Below are 15,261 nucleotides of genomic sequence, written 5' to 3'. Positions count from 1 at the left end.
AGGAAGCTATGCCGATAAGCCTTGATCAGCTGCTGGCCGGGTATCCGCCGTCCGTCGAGACGTCCGCTGCGCGGGTCCGCAAGGCGCTCGCGTCCGCGCGCCGGGTCTTCATCGTGCTCGACGACGACCCGACCGGTACCCAATCGGTCGCCGATCTGCCGGTGCTCACCGACTGGAGCCCCGAAGCGCTGGAGTGGGCGCTGACCCAGGGTCGTCCGGCGGTCTACGTGATGACCAACTCGCGCAGCCTCGACCCGGACGACGCTGCCCGGCGCAACCGCGAAGTCGCGGCCGCAGCCTTCGAGGCCTCTGACCGTACCGGCATCCGGGTGGACTTCGTCTCCCGTTCCGACTCGACGTTGCGCGGGCATTTTCCGCTCGAACCGCGGGTTCTCGCCGAGTGTATAGCCGAGCACGAGCACCGTCGCGTCGACGGCATCGTCATCGTGCCGGCCTTCGGCGATGCCGGACGGATCACGGTCGGGGGCGTCCACTACGCCGGGAGCGTGGCCGACGGGTTCACGCCGGTCGGTGAGTCCGAGTTCGCCGGCGATGCCACCTTCGGCTACCGCAGCTCCCGGCTGGCCGAGTGGGTCGAGGAGAAGAGTGGTGGCGAGCTGCCCGCATCCTCGGTGATCGAGATCTCGCTGGCTGAACTGCGCACCGATCTGGGCGCGGTGGCCGCTCGGCTGCGCAGCGCCGGTAGCGAGCAGCCCATCGTGTCCGACATTGTGGACGAGAACGATCTGCGCCGTCTCTCGCTCGCTGTTCAGCAAGCCGAGGACGCCGGCAGCCGCTTCATCTACCGCGTCGGTCCGCCGTTCGTGCGGGCCAGGATCGGCCAAGAGGTACATCTGCCACTCGATCACGACGATCTCGTCGCGATCCGCCAGGGCGGGCTTGCCGAGAACTCGGTGGGCGGGCTGGTCGTGGTGGGCTCGCATGTGCAGCAGACCACCCGCCAGCTGGAGGCACTGCGCGCTATCGACAAGCCGACCGAAGTCGAAATCGATGTGCCTGTGGTGCTGACTTCGGGCCGCGACGGGCATCTGGACGCCATCGTCGACCAGGTATTGGCCGAGTTGCCCAGAGGCAATGTCGTGGTCCGCACGTCGCGCACCCGGATCACCGGTTCGGACGCCGCGGACTCGCTGGCCATCGCCCGAGCCGTCTCGGATGCCGTGGTCGAGGTCGTCCAACGGGTGCTGGCCGGCTATCCACCGCGTTTCGTCATCGCCAAGGGCGGTATCACCTCCAGTGACGTCGCAGCGCGCGGACTGGGCATGACCAGGGCATTCGTCCGTGGCCCGATGCTGCCCGGCATCGTCTCCCTATGGGAGCCTGTCGCCGGGCCCGCCTGCGGCATTCCTTACATCGTCTTCGCCGGCAACGTGGGCGATGAGAACTCGCTGGTCGAGGTCGTCGACAAGCTGTCCTAGCCGGAACCCGCCGGCGCGAACAGGCGCGTGGTTCCGGCGGCAGTGACGTAGTACTGGTAGCCGTAGGGTGAGGTCCAGTGAAAGGCCCCGGGTTCGGGTTGTTCGAGTGTCCATCTGCCGTGGGTCTTGACCCGGTGGGTCTTGCGCGAGAGGGGACCGAGGTTCGCGAGGCTGGTCTGGCCCGGCCTGCCTTCGATGTAGGCGATGGTGTGGTCCATATCGCACCGGCTGGCCTTGCGGGTTCCCCAGGGAAAGACATCGACCGGGTTGCGTTGTTCGACGGCGAATCGCATCCGGGCGGGGGTCTCATAGGCGTCGACCGGTCGTATGGCGGCGGGGTCGAGGATTGGGCGGACGACTACCTTCGAATGGGCCAGGAACTGGGGGAGTTGGTCGGTGAGGATCGGGCCCCAGTCCTCGATCCGGGCCACGCCGGTGGCAATGCCGAGGTTATCAGCGGAGATGTGGACCACCAGGGTGTGGGTGGGAAGCGTGTCCTGGCCCAACGCACCCCGCGCCAGCACGCCGATCGCGGCGGCCCGCCTGCGGTCGAGGTCACGACACAGCGGGGTATCGGGGGCCGTCGGAAGGGTCTCGGCGATCTGGGTGAGCACGTGATCGAACAAGATGCCGTCCACGGGGTTGACGAGGCCGTAGAAGCTCACATGCCCGTCTTCGATCTTCGATACCCGGACCTTGCGTGAGTCACGCCGGGCTTCGGCGCGTTGCCGGGCGAGGTCGGGATCGGCGGCGATGACCTGACCGGCCAGGGCTTTCATCACCCGCGCCCACGGCAGTACGCCAACGGCGGCGCTCATCGCCTGATCGACGTTCAGCGCGGCCTCGGCCGACAGGTGCGCGCACTCGAGGCAGACCTTCTTGGCCTGCCATACTCGCACGGTGCCGGCGAGTACCGCCTGCCACAGTCGCGGGTGCCGGTGCCGCAGGTCGAGGGCGTCTCCGATCTGGAAGATCGCCGACTGGGGAGAGATCCCCAACAGCGGGCCGATCTCCAGGGCGAGGAACTCACCGACCAGCGGGGTTCCATCATGGCCGGGTTGCATCAGTCGCTCGATGCCCTCACCGACCGCGGTCTCGTCGACCTGCCACAGGTCGGCAGCGCGGGTGAGCGCTACCAGTGCGGCGACTTCGGAGGCGATGATCTGGCGGTGCGCGTGGTCCAGCGCGTCGAGTGCTTCCTTGCTGGTCGCAGGTTCGACCAGGGTCCGGGGGTCACGGATGGGGTTCTCCATATCGAAAGTCTATTCGAATAGATGTTCGAATACAAGGCCCTGATCACGTTCTTTCTGCCCTTTTGGAGCGTGGCGCGGGCGGTCCAGGGCCATCCATATCCAGCATCGTGACGAAAGGCCGAACCGGATCCGTGATCTACCAGCACCCGAATTGCGGCGACGCCTGGCACCCGCGCGGCCTCCGGTGGAAGATGGATGGAAACCACGCGCGAACAGGGAGGCGAGATGCCGGAGCTGCCCCAGGTCGAGGCGTTACGAGGTTGGTTGGACGCCCAACTGGCCACCCGCGCGATCGCCCGCGTCCAACTGACCGACTTCTCCGCTCTGAAGACCTACAAACCCCCACTCAGCGCGTTGGTCGGCCTCGAGATCAGCGGCGTCGCCAGGCACGGCAAGATGCTCGATATCGACGCGCAGGGCGTGCACCTGATCGTCCACTTCTCGCGGGCTGGCTGGCTGAAATGGAAACCCGAACAGCCCGCGGCCCCCGCTCGGCCGGGCAAGGGCCCACTCAGCTTCCGGCTCACCCTCGACGACGACTCCGGATTCGATCTCACCGAGGCGGGCACCCAGCGCAGGCTGGCGATCTGGCTCGCCGACGATCCGCATGACGTCGAGATGATCGCTACCCTCGGCCCCGATCCGCTGGCGCCGGAATTCACCCGCGAGGCCTTCGACGCGATCCTGGACGCCGCTGGGCGATCCCAGCTCAAGGGTGTGCTGCGTGACCAGCGGATCATCGCGGGCATCGGCAATGCCTACAGCGACGAGATCCTGCACGCGGCGAAGATGAGCCCGTTCACCCCGGCGTCCAGTCTCGACGAGGCGGGCCGCCAGCTGCTCTACGACCAGATCGGCACGGTGCTCGCCGACGCGATCGAGCGCTGCCAGGGCCTGCCTCCCGACAAGCTGAAGGACGACAAGCGCCAGGCGATGCGAGTGCATGGACGAGCCGGTGAGCAATGCGCGGTCTGTGGCACCACCATCGCTCAGGTCAGCTTCGCCGACTCCTCGCTGCAGTACTGTCCGGGCTGTCAGACCGGGGGCAAGGTGCTGGCCGACCGGCGGATGAGCAAGCTGTTGCGCTGAGCCGGTCATCCCAATAGGCGGCGCCCGCGGGCACATCAACTGCACAGCAGGGCCATGGTGAGCCCACACCGGGTGCTGGTGAGATCGATTCATCGACGATGCGAGGGAGGCGACGATGAGCGACGACCAGTTGTGCGGTCTCGCGGTTGTGCTGGATGGTTCCGAACACGAGGTCGCGGCGGCTCACTGGGCCGCCAACTGGGCCGAGCACAGTCACCACCATCTCAGCCTGATCGAACCGAGTGAACTGGTATCCGCGCAGACCTCGTCCCAGCGCCACCGCGCCCGTCGTCTGGCCGGCGAGCTGCGCTGCAACCACCCCGGCCTGACGGTCGACCACCGCATCCTTGATGGCGGACCGGACGCGGTGATCCGCCGGGTCTCGCCCCGCTGCACGGCGATGGCCGTATCCCGCCCGTCGGGGTATCGCCAGGCGACTCGCCGGCTGGCCGCCCCGCAATGCCCGCTGGTCGTGGTCACCGACGAACCCACTGATACCCGGACGATCAGCCTGCTCGTCGACCCGCGGCAGACCGGCTACGCGCCGACCGCGTTCGCCTTCGCCTACGCCGCCAGCTGTGGCAGCGATCTGCACGCCCTGCTGATCGGCGCCGACTCCGAGCAGAGCCCGGGCGAGGACGTCATCGGGCAGCTCGCCGTCTGCTATCCGTCGGTTGCCCTGCAGACCAGCGCGCTGCCCAGCTGGGGAGGGGTGGCCGACGAGGTCGCCGGCTCCCAGCTGGTCGTGGTCGGCAGCTGGACCGACCGGCAGGGACGGCAACGGATCGATCATGGTTTCCTCGTCGCCCAAGCCATGGCCGATGTGGATTCGCCGGTCGCGCTGATCGCCCACGAGCCGGCTGCCTGAGACCGCTGCGGGCGGCGCGAACCCGCCCGTTATCCTGAGAGTTATGCGGGGATTCTTCGGTCCGGAGGGGACGTTCACTCATCAGGCCTTGCTGACCTTGGGCAACGGGCCGGCGGTGGCGTTTCCGACGGTTGCCCGAGCTCTGGACGCCGTGCGCAGCGGCGACGTCAGCGCGTCCCTGGTGCCCATTGAGAACTCCATCGAAGGCGGCGTGACCGCCACTCTCGACTACCTCGCGTTGCTCGATTCGCCGCTGCAGATCGCGAAAGAGGTGGTGATCCCGGTCTCCTTCGATCTGTGCGTGCGTCCGGGTACCACCTTCAACGACATCAAGCGCATCATCAGTCATCCGCATGCGGTCGCGCAGGTGCGTGGCTGGTTGGACGCCCAACTGCCCGATGCCGTGGTCGTCGAACGTGGCTCGACCGCCGGTGCCGCCCAGGCCGTTGCCGATCCGACAACGGGTTACGACGCGGCCATCTGCGCAAAGGTCGCCGCCGATCTGTACGGACTGGCCAGTCTGGCGTCCAATATCAGCGACAACGAGCAGGCGGCGACCCGCTTCGTGCTGGTCACCAAGCCTGGACCGAGTCCGAAGCGCACCGGCTACGACAAGACCACACTGGTGGCGTACATGCGCCAGGACCAGCCCGGCGCCTTGCTGGAGATCCTGCAGCAGCTGGCCTCACGTGGCGTGAACCTGTGCCGGGTCGAATCCCGCCCGACCAAGAAGATCCTGGGCGACTACTGCTTCAGCATCGATGCGGAGGGCCACGTCAGCGACGCCCGGGTGGCGGAGGCTCTGATGGGGCTGCATCGGGTCTGTAAGCGGGTCGTCTTCCTCGGCAGCTACCCGCGGGCCGACGGCAAGGAGCCGAAGGTTCCCTACGGTGGCCGGGATTCGGACTACCAGGCGGCATTGGACTGGCTGCGTCAGGTTAGTCCGGAGATCCCGAGGCTTCCCTACGATCGCACCTGACCATCAGCGGTTCGCGATGATGTGCAGGGCCCCGGGCAGCACACTGAACTCGAAGTGATGTCCGGTACCCTCGGTGTCGCCATCCAGCTCCCACGGGGCGTCCGAATCGAGATCGATGACGAAGCGTTCGCCGGAATGGTATTCGACCACCTTGGTGCGGCGCAGCCTGCCAACCACGATGGCCAGCATCCGGGCCCAGCCTGCCAGGGTCCGCGGCGAAGCCAAGAGCAGGTCGAGCCTGCCGTCGTCGACCAAGGCGTCGGGGAACAGATCGATACCACCCTGCAGGCTGCGGGTATTGCCGACCAGGATCAGCACCGCCTTGCGTTGAGCGTGATGACCGTCGTCCACGCGGTAGCGCACTACCCGGGGACGATAGCCGAGCTGTTGCGCGAAGGCCACCAGATAGGCGGCCGATCCGACGGTCTTCTTGAGCCAGGTATCCGTATCGCGCATCAATGCCGCGTCGAAACCGATGCCCGCCATGCCGGTGAAGTAGACCGGATTCTCGTCGTCGTAGTCGATGACCAACTGGGCCAGATCGATCGCGCGGGCCTGCCCGGTGAGAGCGATGTCCAATGCCCGCGGGATGTCCAACGAGATGCCGAGATTGCGGGCAAGCAGATTGGCTGTCCCGATCGGGATGATGGCACCCACGACCCCGGTGTCGCGCAGCGTGGTGGTGACGATCCGCGCGGTTCCGTCTCCGCCGGCGGCAAGCACCAGTTCAGCGCCGGCTGCGACCGCCAGCCGGGTCACGCCTTCACCGGCATCGGCCAGTGTGGTCCGGTAGAACGTGGGCTCGGCGAAACCGTGCTCGGCAGCCTTGGCGCTGACCAGCCGCCGGAAGACGTCCTCGTCCACCTTGATCGGGTTGTAGACGACGGCTACCCGGCGATGGATCGCGGCTGGTTCCTCGACGGCGGCTGACATTGGTGGTTTTCTCCTGATGCTCGGTTACAGCCTAGGAGATAGCCCCGCATCGGGCCTACCAGGCACGATCACTGTCCGTCGCGCCGGACGGCTTCGCTAGGCTTGGGCCCATGATCGACCCAAAGGTGCTGCGCACCGATCCCGACCGTCTTCGCCGTTCTCAGCGGGCTCGTGGAGAGTCCGTGGAGCTGGTGGACACCGCGATTGAAGCCGACGAGGCGCGCCGCGCCGCGATCGGTGCTTTCGAGTCCGCCCGCGCCGAGCAGAAGTCGCTGGGCTCGCAGGTGGCGCGTGCCAAGGGGGACGAGAAGGCTGCGCTGCTGGCTCGCACCAAGGAGCTGTCCGGCCAGGTCAAGGCGTTTCAGCTTCAGGTGGACGCCGCCGAGGCCCGCTTCTCGGAGGTGATGAAGAGCTTCGGCAATATCGTCATCGACGGTGTGCCGGCCGGCGGTGAGGATGATCTGTACGTCATCGAGACCAACGGCACTCCGCGCGACTTCGAGGCCGAGGGCATCCAGGTGCGCGATCATCTGGAGATCGGCGAGATCATCGGCGGCATCGACATGGAGCGCGGCGCCAAGGTCTCCGGCTCGCGGTTCTACTTCCTGACCGGCCCCGGAGCGTTGCTGGAGTTCGCGCTCATCCAGTACGCCCTGAGCAAGGCCCTCGAATGGGGCTTCCGGCCGATGATTCCCCCGGCCCTGGTCAAGCCGAGCGCAATGGAAGGCACCGGCTTCCTCGGCCAGGCCGCAGAGGATGTCTACCGCCTGGAGCGCGACGACATGTACTTGGTCGGCACCGCCGAGGTGCCGCTGGCCGCTTACCATTCGGACGAGATCCTCGACGCCGGCAAGCTCCCGCTGCGCTATGCGGGCTTCAGCCCCGCCTACCGTCGCGAGGCCGGCAGCTATGGCAAGGACACCCGCGGCATCTTCCGCGTCCACTGGTTCGACAAGTTCGAGATGTTCGTCTACTGCCTGCCCGAGGACGCCGAGGCCGAGCACGAACGGCTGCTCGGCTACGAGAAGGAGTTCATCTCCTCGCTCGGTATTCCCTTCCAGGTACTCGACGTCGCCGCCGGCGATCTGGGACTGAGTGCCGCGCGCAAGTACGACTGCTACGGCTGGGTGCCCAGCCAGCAGCGCTACCGCGAGATCACCTCGACCTCGAACTGCACCGAGTTCCAGGCCCGCCGACTGGGTATCCGCTTGCGTGACGAGAAGGGCCCCCGTCCGGCAGCCACCTTGAATGGGACGTTGTGCGCGATGGCCCGGATGATCTTGATGATCCTGGAGAACTACCAGAACGCGGACGGTTCGGTGACAGTTCCCGAGGTGCTGCGTCCGTACCTGGGCGGTCGCGAGGTTTTCGAGGCGATCAGCTGAGCCGGTCAACTTGGCTCAAACCAGGCCGGCTCACCTTCCGAAGGGCAAGCTGGTGGCATGGTGAACGATCATCTGTCATTGACCTTCCTGGGGGCAGCCCGGACGGTCACCGGCTCGAAATATCTGCTGACCCAGGGCGGCCATCGCCGCATCCTCGTGGACGCCGGGATGTTCCAGGGACCCAAGCGCTTGCGCGAACAGAACTGGGAGCCATTCCCGACCGACCCCAAGACCATCGACGCCATCGTGCTCACCCATGCCCACATGGACCATGTCGGCTATCTTCCGCGCTTGGTCAAGCAGGGATTCCGCGGCCCGGTCTATGCGACCGAGGGCACCATCCGGCTCGCCGAGATCGTGCTGCGCGACGCGGCGCACCTGCAGCAGAACGAGGCCGAGGACGCCCGCCGCGAGGGCTGGTCGAGGCACGCCAACCCGCTGCCGCTGTACACCACCGATGACGTCGAACAGACCCTGCCGCTGTTCCGCGCGGTCGAGGTACACAAGCCGATCGACCTCGACGAAGGCCTGTCGATGCGGCTGTGGCGAGCCGGCCATATTCTTGGATCGGTCTCCATCCGGATGTGGACCGGCGCCGACGAAACCACCGAAAACGCGGCCGTCTTCTCCGGTGACCTCGGCCGTCATCACCACCCGGTGCTCGCCGACCGCGAGGTGCCGATGGGTGCGCCCAGCGTCCTGATCGAATCGACCTACGGCGACCGAGAGCATCCCGCGCCGGGAGTGGCTCATGAGGCGTTCGCCGACCTGATCAGCCGGACGATCGCCCGCGGCGGCAATGTGCTGATCCCGGCGTTCGCGGTCGATCGCACCGAGGTCGTGCTGCTCACCCTGCAAGAGCTCATGGAGGCGGGCAGGATTCCCAAGCACGTGCCGATCTGGGCGAACTCGCCGATGGGTCTGGCTGCACTTGATGTCTACTGCGATCCGGCGATGGCCGCCGAGATCGGACCCGAATTCGCGGGACGCCGCTTCATCCACCTGCCTACCCTGCGCGAAGCGCGCTCCAAGGAAGACTCGATCGCACTCAACAACCCGGCTCAGCCATCGATCATCATCTCGTCGTCCGGCATGGCCACCGGCGGACGGGTCGTGCACCATCTGCAGCACATGCTGAGCGACCGCAAGAACTCGGTGGTCTTCACCGGCTTCCAGGCCCCCGGCACTCGCGGACGAATGCTCGTCGACGGAGCCACTGAGCTGAAGATGTACGGACGCTACGTTCCGGTCAATGCCGAGATCCTGCAGGACGACGAGTTCAGCGTGCATGCCGATGCGTCCGATCTCATCGACTGGCTGGCCGAGATGAATCCGCGTCCGACGACCGTCTATTGCGTGCACGGCGAACCGGACTCGGCCAAGGCGCTGGCTCGGCGCATCCATACCGAACTGGGCATTTTGGGTGTCGTCCCCGAGCAGGGAGAAGTCGTGCGGCTGTGAGTCGGTAGTCAACAGCCAGGGGGGGCGGTGTTCCCCGGAAAAGTAGCCAAGGCTATCCTGAGCTAGTGATTTCTCCTCGGCTGTCTTCGTCTTGGATCCGGGTGCTGCTGGTGGTGTTCTGCCTGGGCATCATCGGCCCGATGCTCAGTGCGCCCGCACAGGCCGACGAGAAGGACTGGAGTGCAGTCGGCGACCAGATGGTCGCCGTCATCGATCAGATTCCAGGCCAGTATCAGGCGCAGGATCAAGAAGGCGTCGAACGCTCCATCCGCCAGGCCTACTACGAGATTTACCAGGTCAGCGGTCTTGAGGCGCAGATCAATCACCGCCTCGGAGACGAGCGCGCCGACGCCTTCGTCGCCCAGCTGCTGTCGGTGCGTGACCTGACCAGAGGTGCTGCGCCGCAGGCCGAGGTTGAGGCCGCCGTAACGGCGACCACCCAGATGTTGCGCGATGACATCGCAGAACTGGCCAGTACGCCCGAGTTGAGTGATCAGTGGTCGCGCGTCGGTGTCCGCATCACCGACAAGCTCGCCGAGGCCGAGCAGGCCTATCGGGCGGGGAACAACGATGAGGTCGTGCGGCGGATCAGCCAGACCGAAACCGGGATCGCCCACACCCTGCAAACCCTGATCTGGATCGTCAGCATCATCATCTGTCTGCTGACCCTGATCTCGATCACGGCGACCCTCAATGCCGTGGTCTCCGAACGCGCCCGCGAGATCGGCCTCAAGAAGGCTCTCGGTGCGGTCGCGAAAGACGTGATGAGCGAATTCGTCGGCGAATCGATCCTGCTCGGCCTGATCGGCGGAGCGGTCGGGGTCGCCGCGGGCATCTGGATAGCCAATTTCATATCCACGAAGGCGTTCGCCGTGCAGTTGGACGTCAACTGGTGGGTCGTGCCGATCACCCTGATCTTCTCGGTGATCATCGCGCTGGTGGGCAGCCTGGTGCCCGCCCGCCGGATTTCCAGGATCAATCCCGTCGATGTGTTAGGTGGAGAGTGAGATGACTCAGACCGTGACCGCGCAACAGACTCCTGGATCGACCCTCGAGTCGATCTATTCCGTGCAGGGCGTCAGCCGTCGCTACGGTGAGCTGGCCGCACTCGACAACGTCAGCCTCGAGATCGGCAAGGGCGAGTGGCTGTCGATCGTCGGGCCCTCCGGTTCGGGCAAGTCCACGCTGATGAACATTCTCGGCTGCATGGACAGCCCCACCGAGGGCATCGTCCTACTTGAGGGCGAACGGCTCGACAAGATGGGGGAGCCGGAGTTGGCCAACGTGCGCCGGCAGAAGATCGGGCTGGTCTTCCAGCAGTTCCATCTGGTGCAGCATCTCAGCGCTGTCGAGAACGTGATGCTCGCGCAGTACTACCATTCGATCCCCGACGAGCAGGAAGCCCTGGCGGCGCTCGAGCGGGTGGGGATGGCCCAGCGCGCCACCCACCTACCCCGCGAACTGTCCGGCGGCGAACAGCAGCGCGTCTGCGTGGCGCGGGCGCTGATCAATCATCCGGACGTGATCCTGGCCGACGAACCGACCGGCAACCTCGACGAGGTCAACGAGAAGATCGTCATCGACTTCTTCCACCAGCTGCACGACGCCGGGACGACGCTGATCGTGGTCACCCACGACGCCGAGGTCGCCGCACAGGGTCAGCGACAGATCATCCTCGAGCACGGCCGGATCGCGCGTGAGGTCACCGATGTGGCCAGCACCCCGACCAAGGGCAAGCCGGCGAACGGACCGCAGTCATGATGCGCAAACGCGATGCGAGCCTGATGCTCGCCGGACTGGTCGGCTCGATCGTGCTGAGCGGCTGCGGCGCGCCGTCGCCGACAGCCAGCACACTGCCCGATGGCGACTACACCGGGCAGAGCGAAGCCGAAAGCGACGGCTCCTACGGGGTGGTGAACTTCACCGTCGTCAATGGTGCGGTGACCGCGGCCGACTTCGTGGTCTACGACGCCGACGGCACCCCGCACGACGAGAGCTACGGGCTCGGCTCCGACGGGAAACCCGCCGACGAGCAGTTCTACCAGCGCGCCCAGAACGCGGTCGCGGCCGAGAAGCAGTACCTCAGCGAGTTCAAGGAGACCGGCGACCAGAGCCAGGTGGAGTCGGTGGCCGGGGCCTCGCTGTCGTACCGGCTCTTCCAGGCAGCCATCGACGACGCCATCGCGAATGCCTCCTAGTAGTGTGTCGCTGCTAAGTGTTTGGGTATAGGTGGTGAAGTTTGATGCGGGCGTCGGTCGTGGTGAACTGCCAGCGGACTTGGCGCTCGTCGTCGTTGGTTGCGGCCTGCCAGGCGGCGAGTTCGGTGTTGAGGATGTCGAGGTCGTCGATCCGGCGGGTCAGGCACTGGCGGGTCAGGGCGGACAGCTCGATCTCGGCGATGTTGAGCCAGGAGCCGTGCTTGGGTGTGTAGTGGATCTCGAGCCGCTCGGCCAGCGCGCGTGCTTTGGCTGGCTCGAACGCTTCGTAGAGCGAACCGAGGGTGTGCGTGTTGAGGTTGTCCATGACCAGGACGACCCGTTGCGCGTCGGGGTAGTCGACGTTGAGAAGCTGATCGATTTCCGTGGCCCAGTCGATCCGGGTCCGCTGCGCCCGGGCGTCGACCCGGCGGCGGCCGGCGAGGGGCTCGACCCACACGAAGATCGAGCAGGTGCCGTGCCGGACGTACTCGGAGTCTTCTTTGAGGTCGTGGCCCGGGCAGGCAGGGATCGGATCGCGGGCGTGGCCGAGGAGCTGGTATGGCTTTTCGTCCATACAGACCACCGGAACGGCCGGGTCGTAGGGGCGGTGGTAGACCTCCAGCACGTCCTCCATCCGCGCGACGAACTCGCCGTTGGCTTTGGGCGGGATCGTCCAGCACGCTTTCAGGTGAGGACGAAGCCCCCTTTTTTCAGGGTCCGACCGATCGTGGAGTGATCCAGCGGCCCGATCCCGTCGGTGAGGGCCACGTGTTTCTCCAGCAGCCGCAGCGACCACCGGTCATACCCTTCCGGTGGCCTTGTGCACGCCAACGCGATCACCCTGGCCTCGACGTCCCCGGTCACTTTCGCTGGCACCGGCGGCGTGACCCGCTTCTTGCGGTGGATCACCGCATGAACATCCCCGCCAGAGGCCGTGAACTGCTTCGCGATCAGATACACCGTCTGTATCGACACGCCCACTCGCTCCGCGACGACCCGCCTGTGCGGCACCGCCCTGGCGTTCTCGTCGAGCTCGAGCAGGACCCGCGCCCTCATGACCGTCCTGACCGGGTGCGCGCCACGCGAGACCACCCGCGTCAACGACGCACGATCAGCATCCGTCAACTCAACGACATGATCCTTCGGTCTGGGCATCACGCGGCTCCTCCTGATCGATTATCGGTCAGGAAACAGTCAAGCCTCAACATACACAAATCATTAGCAGCGACACACTACTAGGTCGTGTTACGTAAGTCGTTTGAGCCAGTCGTTGATTACTCCGATGTGGAGGGTGGCGGTGTAGCGGACAGCGAGTTTGTCGTAGCGGGTGGCGAAGGCTCGTTGGTGTTTGAGCTTGTTGATGCCACATTCGACCGCGTGGCGGTCCTTGTAGGTGGTTGGGTTGAACGCTGGCGGGCGACCGCCCCGGCGGCCACGGCGTCGGCGGTTGCGGGCCTGGTCGGCCGGGGTCGGGATGGTGGCTTTGATCCGATGATCACGTAGCCAAGCCCGGTTGGCCCGTGAGGAGTACGCCTTGTCGGCCAACACGCGATCGGGACGCCGGCGCGGTGCCCCGACCGGGTTGGCGACCTTGATCGCTTCCAGCACGGTGGTGAACTCCGGACTGTCGCCGGCTTGGCCGCCGGTGATGTGGAAGGCCAGCAGGCCACGGTCTTGGTCCACGGCCAGATGTGTCTTGGTGGACCAGCCGCCCCGGGAACGACCGAACCCGTGATCGGCGGGTTCTCCGGGAACCCGTTCGACCGAGTCACGTCGAGCACCAGCGGCGTGAACGTGCCCACGACAGCTGGTGGAGTCCACCGAGACCTGCCATTTCACCTTGCCACGAGCCTGTGCAACGGCTCGCAGCGTGTCCTCGATGTGTTCCCACACCCCGCGGATCTGCCAGGTGGCGAACAACATGTAGATCCGTCCCCAGGGTCCGTACCGGTCGGGGACATCGCGCCATGGGCATCCCACTCTCGCTCGGTGACGTATCCCATCGATCAGCTGCCGTAACGGCCATTTGCGTGGCCGTCCCCGTGCTGGGGGAGTTGGCAGCACGCTCTGGAGGAGCGCCCACTGAGCATCGGTGAGGTCATGACGGCGGGCAACATCTACGATTGGCACGAGGACTCCCGGGGAAGTAGGAGTGACTAGATACCAATCCGTCTACCCCGGGAGCCCTCCCACCGTCAGGACCGACACGCCAGCCGCCACACCCTCGTCGGACACCACTTTCGAAACACGACCTAGCCCACGCGGCGCGACTTTCACCTTCCGGACGATGGGTACCCTCGGCCATGCGTCGTGGTCTCCGGCCGGACTCGACCTCGGCGACCAGCTCGCCGGCAGGGCCGACGAGATCGAACAGCGACTGACCAGATTCAGCGGCAACTCCGAGATCTCCCGGCTGACCGAGCGCTGGCATGCGGTATCGCAGGACACGGCGGTCGCGCTGCGCGCCGCCGACCTGCTGTCGGTGCGCACGAACGGCTGGTTCAGCCCACTCCTGGGAGCCCAGGTGAAAGCCTGGGAGCAGCTGGCGACCGGGTTCTTGGATTCGGTGCCCCAGCCCAGCAAGGCCTGCGGGCGGATCGAGGTCGATGCCGGACGAGCCCGGCTGGTGGACGCATCGCCGGGATCCGTCGATCTGGGGGCTATCGCCAAGGGCTACGCGGCCGACCAGCTGCGGGATCTGGCCGTGGTGCAGGGCGCCGGCGATGTGCTGATCTCGCTCGGCGGCTCGTCCATCGCGCTGGCCGGTGCACCGGCCATCATCGGTCTGTCGAGCCCCTGGCAGGGCTGGGACAGCTTCGGAACCCTTGATCTGGTGTCCGGCGCACTGTCGGTATCGGCCGACCCGGGCACCCGGATTCGCCGGGGACGCCAGCGCAGCCACCTGCTGGACCCCACGACGGGCTCACCCGCGATGACCGATCTGTGCGCTGCCATCGTCTGCGGCGCCGACGCCATGGTCTGCGAGGCGTTCTCGTCGGCCTATCTGGCCATGGGCCTGGACGCCGCCCTGCTGCTCGACCAGACCCAACCCGAAATCGACACCATCTTCATGACCGTTGACGGCCGCGTACTGGCCAGCCCGCGTCTGTCGATCAAGGCGAATCCGGGTGTTCAGGACTGGCTTCGCGGGCAGCGCCGGCAAGCGGGTGCGGCAGTCGGCGCGACCTAGGATTGATCCATGGCCAGCAACGTCATTACCTGTCCTGCTTGTGGCACCCGCAACCGGGTGCCTGCCGTTGCGTCCGGAACCCCGACCTGCGCGAAGTGCAAGAAACCCCTGCCATGGATCACCGCGGCCGACGACGAGACCTTCGATCAGGTCGCCGACAGCTCGAAAGTCACCGTCCTGGTCGATCTGTGGGCGCCGTGGTGCGGCCCCTGCCGTCAGGTCGGTCCGGTTCTCGAGCAGTCGGCGGCCGAGAACGCGGGACGGCTCAAACTCGTGAAGGTGAACGTCGACGACTCGCCCGGACTCGCGCAGCAGTTCGACGCGCGTTCCATCCCGACGATGTTGCTGATCAAGGACGGCAAGACGGTGGCCCGCCAGGTGGGGGCGCCGTCCGCGGCGGCCCTCAAGAACTGGGTTCGCAGCAACCTCGGATAATTGCCGGCACAGCTGACTAGTCTGAAAGTCG

16 protein-coding genes are annotated in these 15,261 nt (G+C 66.2%); 11 read left to right on the top strand and 5 right to left on the bottom strand.

Translation table 11 applies throughout. The annotated features are described in order from the left end of the window. Positions 1 to 8 precede the first annotated feature (8 nt). Positions 9 to 1,439, top strand: coding sequence for a four-carbon acid sugar kinase family protein (locus tag QUE25_RS06150; protein WP_286268263.1), 1,431 nt, complete (start codon positions 9 to 11; stop codon positions 1,437 to 1,439). On the opposite strand, the gene QUE25_RS06145 is transcribed toward QUE25_RS06150, so the two are convergent. After that, positions 1,436 to 2,692, bottom strand: coding sequence for a DUF222 domain-containing protein (locus tag QUE25_RS06145; protein WP_286268262.1), 1,257 nt, complete (start codon positions 2,690 to 2,692; stop codon positions 1,436 to 1,438). The two genes, QUE25_RS06150 and QUE25_RS06145, sit on opposite strands and share 4 nt — an antisense overlap. 225 nt (positions 2,693 to 2,917) lie before the next feature. Between QUE25_RS06145 and QUE25_RS06140 the strand changes: the two genes are divergently transcribed. The 3 genes from QUE25_RS06140 to pheA all read left to right on the top strand — a co-directional run bounded on the left by QUE25_RS06140 (position 2,918) and on the right by pheA (position 5,628). Next, positions 2,918 to 3,781 (top strand): DNA-formamidopyrimidine glycosylase family protein, encoded by an 864-nt coding sequence (locus QUE25_RS06140; RefSeq protein WP_286268261.1) that lies wholly within the window; start codon positions 2,918 to 2,920, stop codon positions 3,779 to 3,781. Between the two features lie 115 nt (positions 3,782 to 3,896). Then, positions 3,897 to 4,649 (top strand): hypothetical protein, encoded by a 753-nt coding sequence (locus QUE25_RS06135; RefSeq protein ID WP_286268260.1) that lies wholly within the window; start codon positions 3,897 to 3,899, stop codon positions 4,647 to 4,649. Between the two features lie 43 nt (positions 4,650 to 4,692). Next, the gene (gene pheA, locus QUE25_RS06130) at positions 4,693 to 5,628 is read left to right on the top strand and encodes a prephenate dehydratase (RefSeq protein ID WP_286268259.1); all 936 of its coding nucleotides are present in this window, start codon (positions 4,693 to 4,695) and stop codon (positions 5,626 to 5,628) included. Positions 5,629 to 5,631: 3 nt separating this feature from the next. Here the strand turns inward: pheA and QUE25_RS06125 are convergent, their stop codons facing one another. Next, positions 5,632 to 6,561, bottom strand: coding sequence for a diacylglycerol/lipid kinase family protein (locus QUE25_RS06125; protein WP_286268258.1), 930 nt, complete (start codon positions 6,559 to 6,561; stop codon positions 5,632 to 5,634). Between the two features lie 110 nt (positions 6,562 to 6,671). Between QUE25_RS06125 and serS the strand changes: the two genes are divergently transcribed. The 5 genes from serS (at position 6,672) to QUE25_RS06100 (ending at position 11,605) form a co-directional block, all read left to right on the top strand. Beyond that, entirely contained in the window at positions 6,672 to 7,946 is a 1,275-nt protein-coding gene (gene serS, locus QUE25_RS06120; RefSeq protein ID WP_286268257.1) for a serine--tRNA ligase, read from the top strand. 57 nt (positions 7,947 to 8,003) lie between these two features. Then, entirely contained in the window at positions 8,004 to 9,407 is a 1,404-nt protein-coding gene (locus QUE25_RS06115) for an MBL fold metallo-hydrolase RNA specificity domain-containing protein (protein WP_286268256.1), read from the top strand. A gap of 65 nt (positions 9,408 to 9,472) precedes the next feature. Next, positions 9,473 to 10,414, top strand: coding sequence for an ABC transporter permease (locus tag QUE25_RS06110; protein WP_286268255.1), 942 nt, complete (start codon positions 9,473 to 9,475; stop codon positions 10,412 to 10,414). A gap of 1 nt (position 10,415) precedes the next feature. Beyond that, a complete protein-coding gene (locus QUE25_RS06105) occupies positions 10,416 to 11,168 on the top strand; it encodes an ABC transporter ATP-binding protein (RefSeq protein WP_286268254.1) in 753 nt (250 codons plus the stop codon). After that, a complete protein-coding gene (locus tag QUE25_RS06100; RefSeq protein ID WP_286268253.1) occupies positions 11,165 to 11,605 on the top strand; it encodes an FMN-binding protein in 441 nt (146 codons plus the stop codon). The genes QUE25_RS06105 and QUE25_RS06100 overlap by 4 nt, the downstream gene beginning before the upstream one ends. Positions 11,606 to 11,618: 13 nt before the next feature. Here QUE25_RS06100 and QUE25_RS06095 read toward each other — a convergent pair whose 3' ends face one another. The 3 genes from QUE25_RS06095 to QUE25_RS06085 form a co-directional block, all read right to left on the bottom strand. Beyond that, positions 11,619 to 12,401, bottom strand: a complete 783-nt coding sequence (locus QUE25_RS06095; protein WP_286263554.1) for an IS630 family transposase — start codon at positions 12,399 to 12,401, stop codon at positions 11,619 to 11,621. Beyond that, positions 12,290 to 12,760: a helix-turn-helix domain-containing protein gene (locus QUE25_RS06090; protein ID WP_286263556.1), complete on the bottom strand. Its 471-nt coding sequence runs from the start codon at positions 12,758 to 12,760 to the stop codon at positions 12,290 to 12,292. Before QUE25_RS06090 ends, QUE25_RS06095 begins: the two co-directional genes overlap by 112 nt. 90 nt (positions 12,761 to 12,850) lie before the next feature. Then, the gene (locus tag QUE25_RS06085) at positions 12,851 to 13,735 is read right to left on the bottom strand and encodes an IS5 family transposase (protein WP_425332702.1); all 885 of its coding nucleotides are present in this window, start codon (positions 13,733 to 13,735) and stop codon (positions 12,851 to 12,853) included. A 157-nt stretch (positions 13,736 to 13,892) separates the two neighbouring features. Here QUE25_RS06085 and QUE25_RS06080 point away from each other — a divergent pair, with 157 nt between their 5' ends. Both QUE25_RS06080 and trxA read left to right on the top strand, forming a co-directional pair. Further along, on the top strand, positions 13,893 to 14,795 hold the full coding sequence (locus QUE25_RS06080) for an FAD:protein FMN transferase (protein WP_286268252.1): 903 nt from the start codon (positions 13,893 to 13,895) through the stop codon (positions 14,793 to 14,795). A gap of 9 nt (positions 14,796 to 14,804) precedes the next feature. Beyond that, complete coding sequence (gene trxA, locus QUE25_RS06075; protein ID WP_286268251.1) at positions 14,805 to 15,230, top strand: thioredoxin; 426 nt, start codon at positions 14,805 to 14,807, stop codon at positions 15,228 to 15,230. Positions 15,231 to 15,261 lie beyond the last annotated feature (31 nt).

The sequence above is a fragment of the Brooklawnia propionicigenes genome (genome assembly GCF_030297015.1).
Taxonomy (GTDB): domain Bacteria; phylum Actinomycetota; class Actinomycetes; order Propionibacteriales; family Propionibacteriaceae; genus Brooklawnia; species Brooklawnia propionicigenes.
The sequence above is the reverse complement of the archived record's forward strand: the minus strand, read 5'-3'. Positions and strand labels throughout refer to the sequence as shown.

Coding starts and splice junctions, on each gene's coding strand:
- QUE25_RS06135 (WP_286268260.1), top strand. CDS start 3,897: ATGAGCGACGACCAGTTGTGCGGTCTCGCGGTTGTGCTGGATGGTTCC.
- QUE25_RS06140 (WP_286268261.1), top strand. CDS start 2,918: ATGCCGGAGCTGCCCCAGGTCGAGGCGTTACGAGGTTGGTTGGACGCC.
- serS (WP_286268257.1), top strand. CDS start 6,672: ATGATCGACCCAAAGGTGCTGCGCACCGATCCCGACCGTCTTCGCCGT.
- QUE25_RS06100 (WP_286268253.1), top strand. CDS start 11,165: ATGATGCGCAAACGCGATGCGAGCCTGATGCTCGCCGGACTGGTCGGC.
- QUE25_RS06115 (WP_286268256.1), top strand. CDS start 8,004: ATGGTGAACGATCATCTGTCATTGACCTTCCTGGGGGCAGCCCGGACG.
- pheA (WP_286268259.1), top strand. CDS start 4,693: ATGCGGGGATTCTTCGGTCCGGAGGGGACGTTCACTCATCAGGCCTTG.
- trxA (WP_286268251.1), top strand. CDS start 14,805: ATGGCCAGCAACGTCATTACCTGTCCTGCTTGTGGCACCCGCAACCGG.
- QUE25_RS06090 (WP_286263556.1), bottom strand. CDS start 12,760: ATGCCCAGACCGAAGGATCATGTCGTTGAGTTGACGGATGCTGATCGT.
- QUE25_RS06080 (WP_286268252.1), top strand. CDS start 13,893: ATGGGTACCCTCGGCCATGCGTCGTGGTCTCCGGCCGGACTCGACCTC.
- QUE25_RS06105 (WP_286268254.1), top strand. CDS start 10,416: ATGACTCAGACCGTGACCGCGCAACAGACTCCTGGATCGACCCTCGAG.
- QUE25_RS06150 (WP_286268263.1), top strand. CDS start 9: ATGCCGATAAGCCTTGATCAGCTGCTGGCCGGGTATCCGCCGTCCGTC.
- QUE25_RS06145 (WP_286268262.1), bottom strand. CDS start 2,692: ATGGAGAACCCCATCCGTGACCCCCGGACCCTGGTCGAACCTGCGACC.
- QUE25_RS06125 (WP_286268258.1), bottom strand. CDS start 6,561: ATGTCAGCCGCCGTCGAGGAACCAGCCGCGATCCATCGCCGGGTAGCC.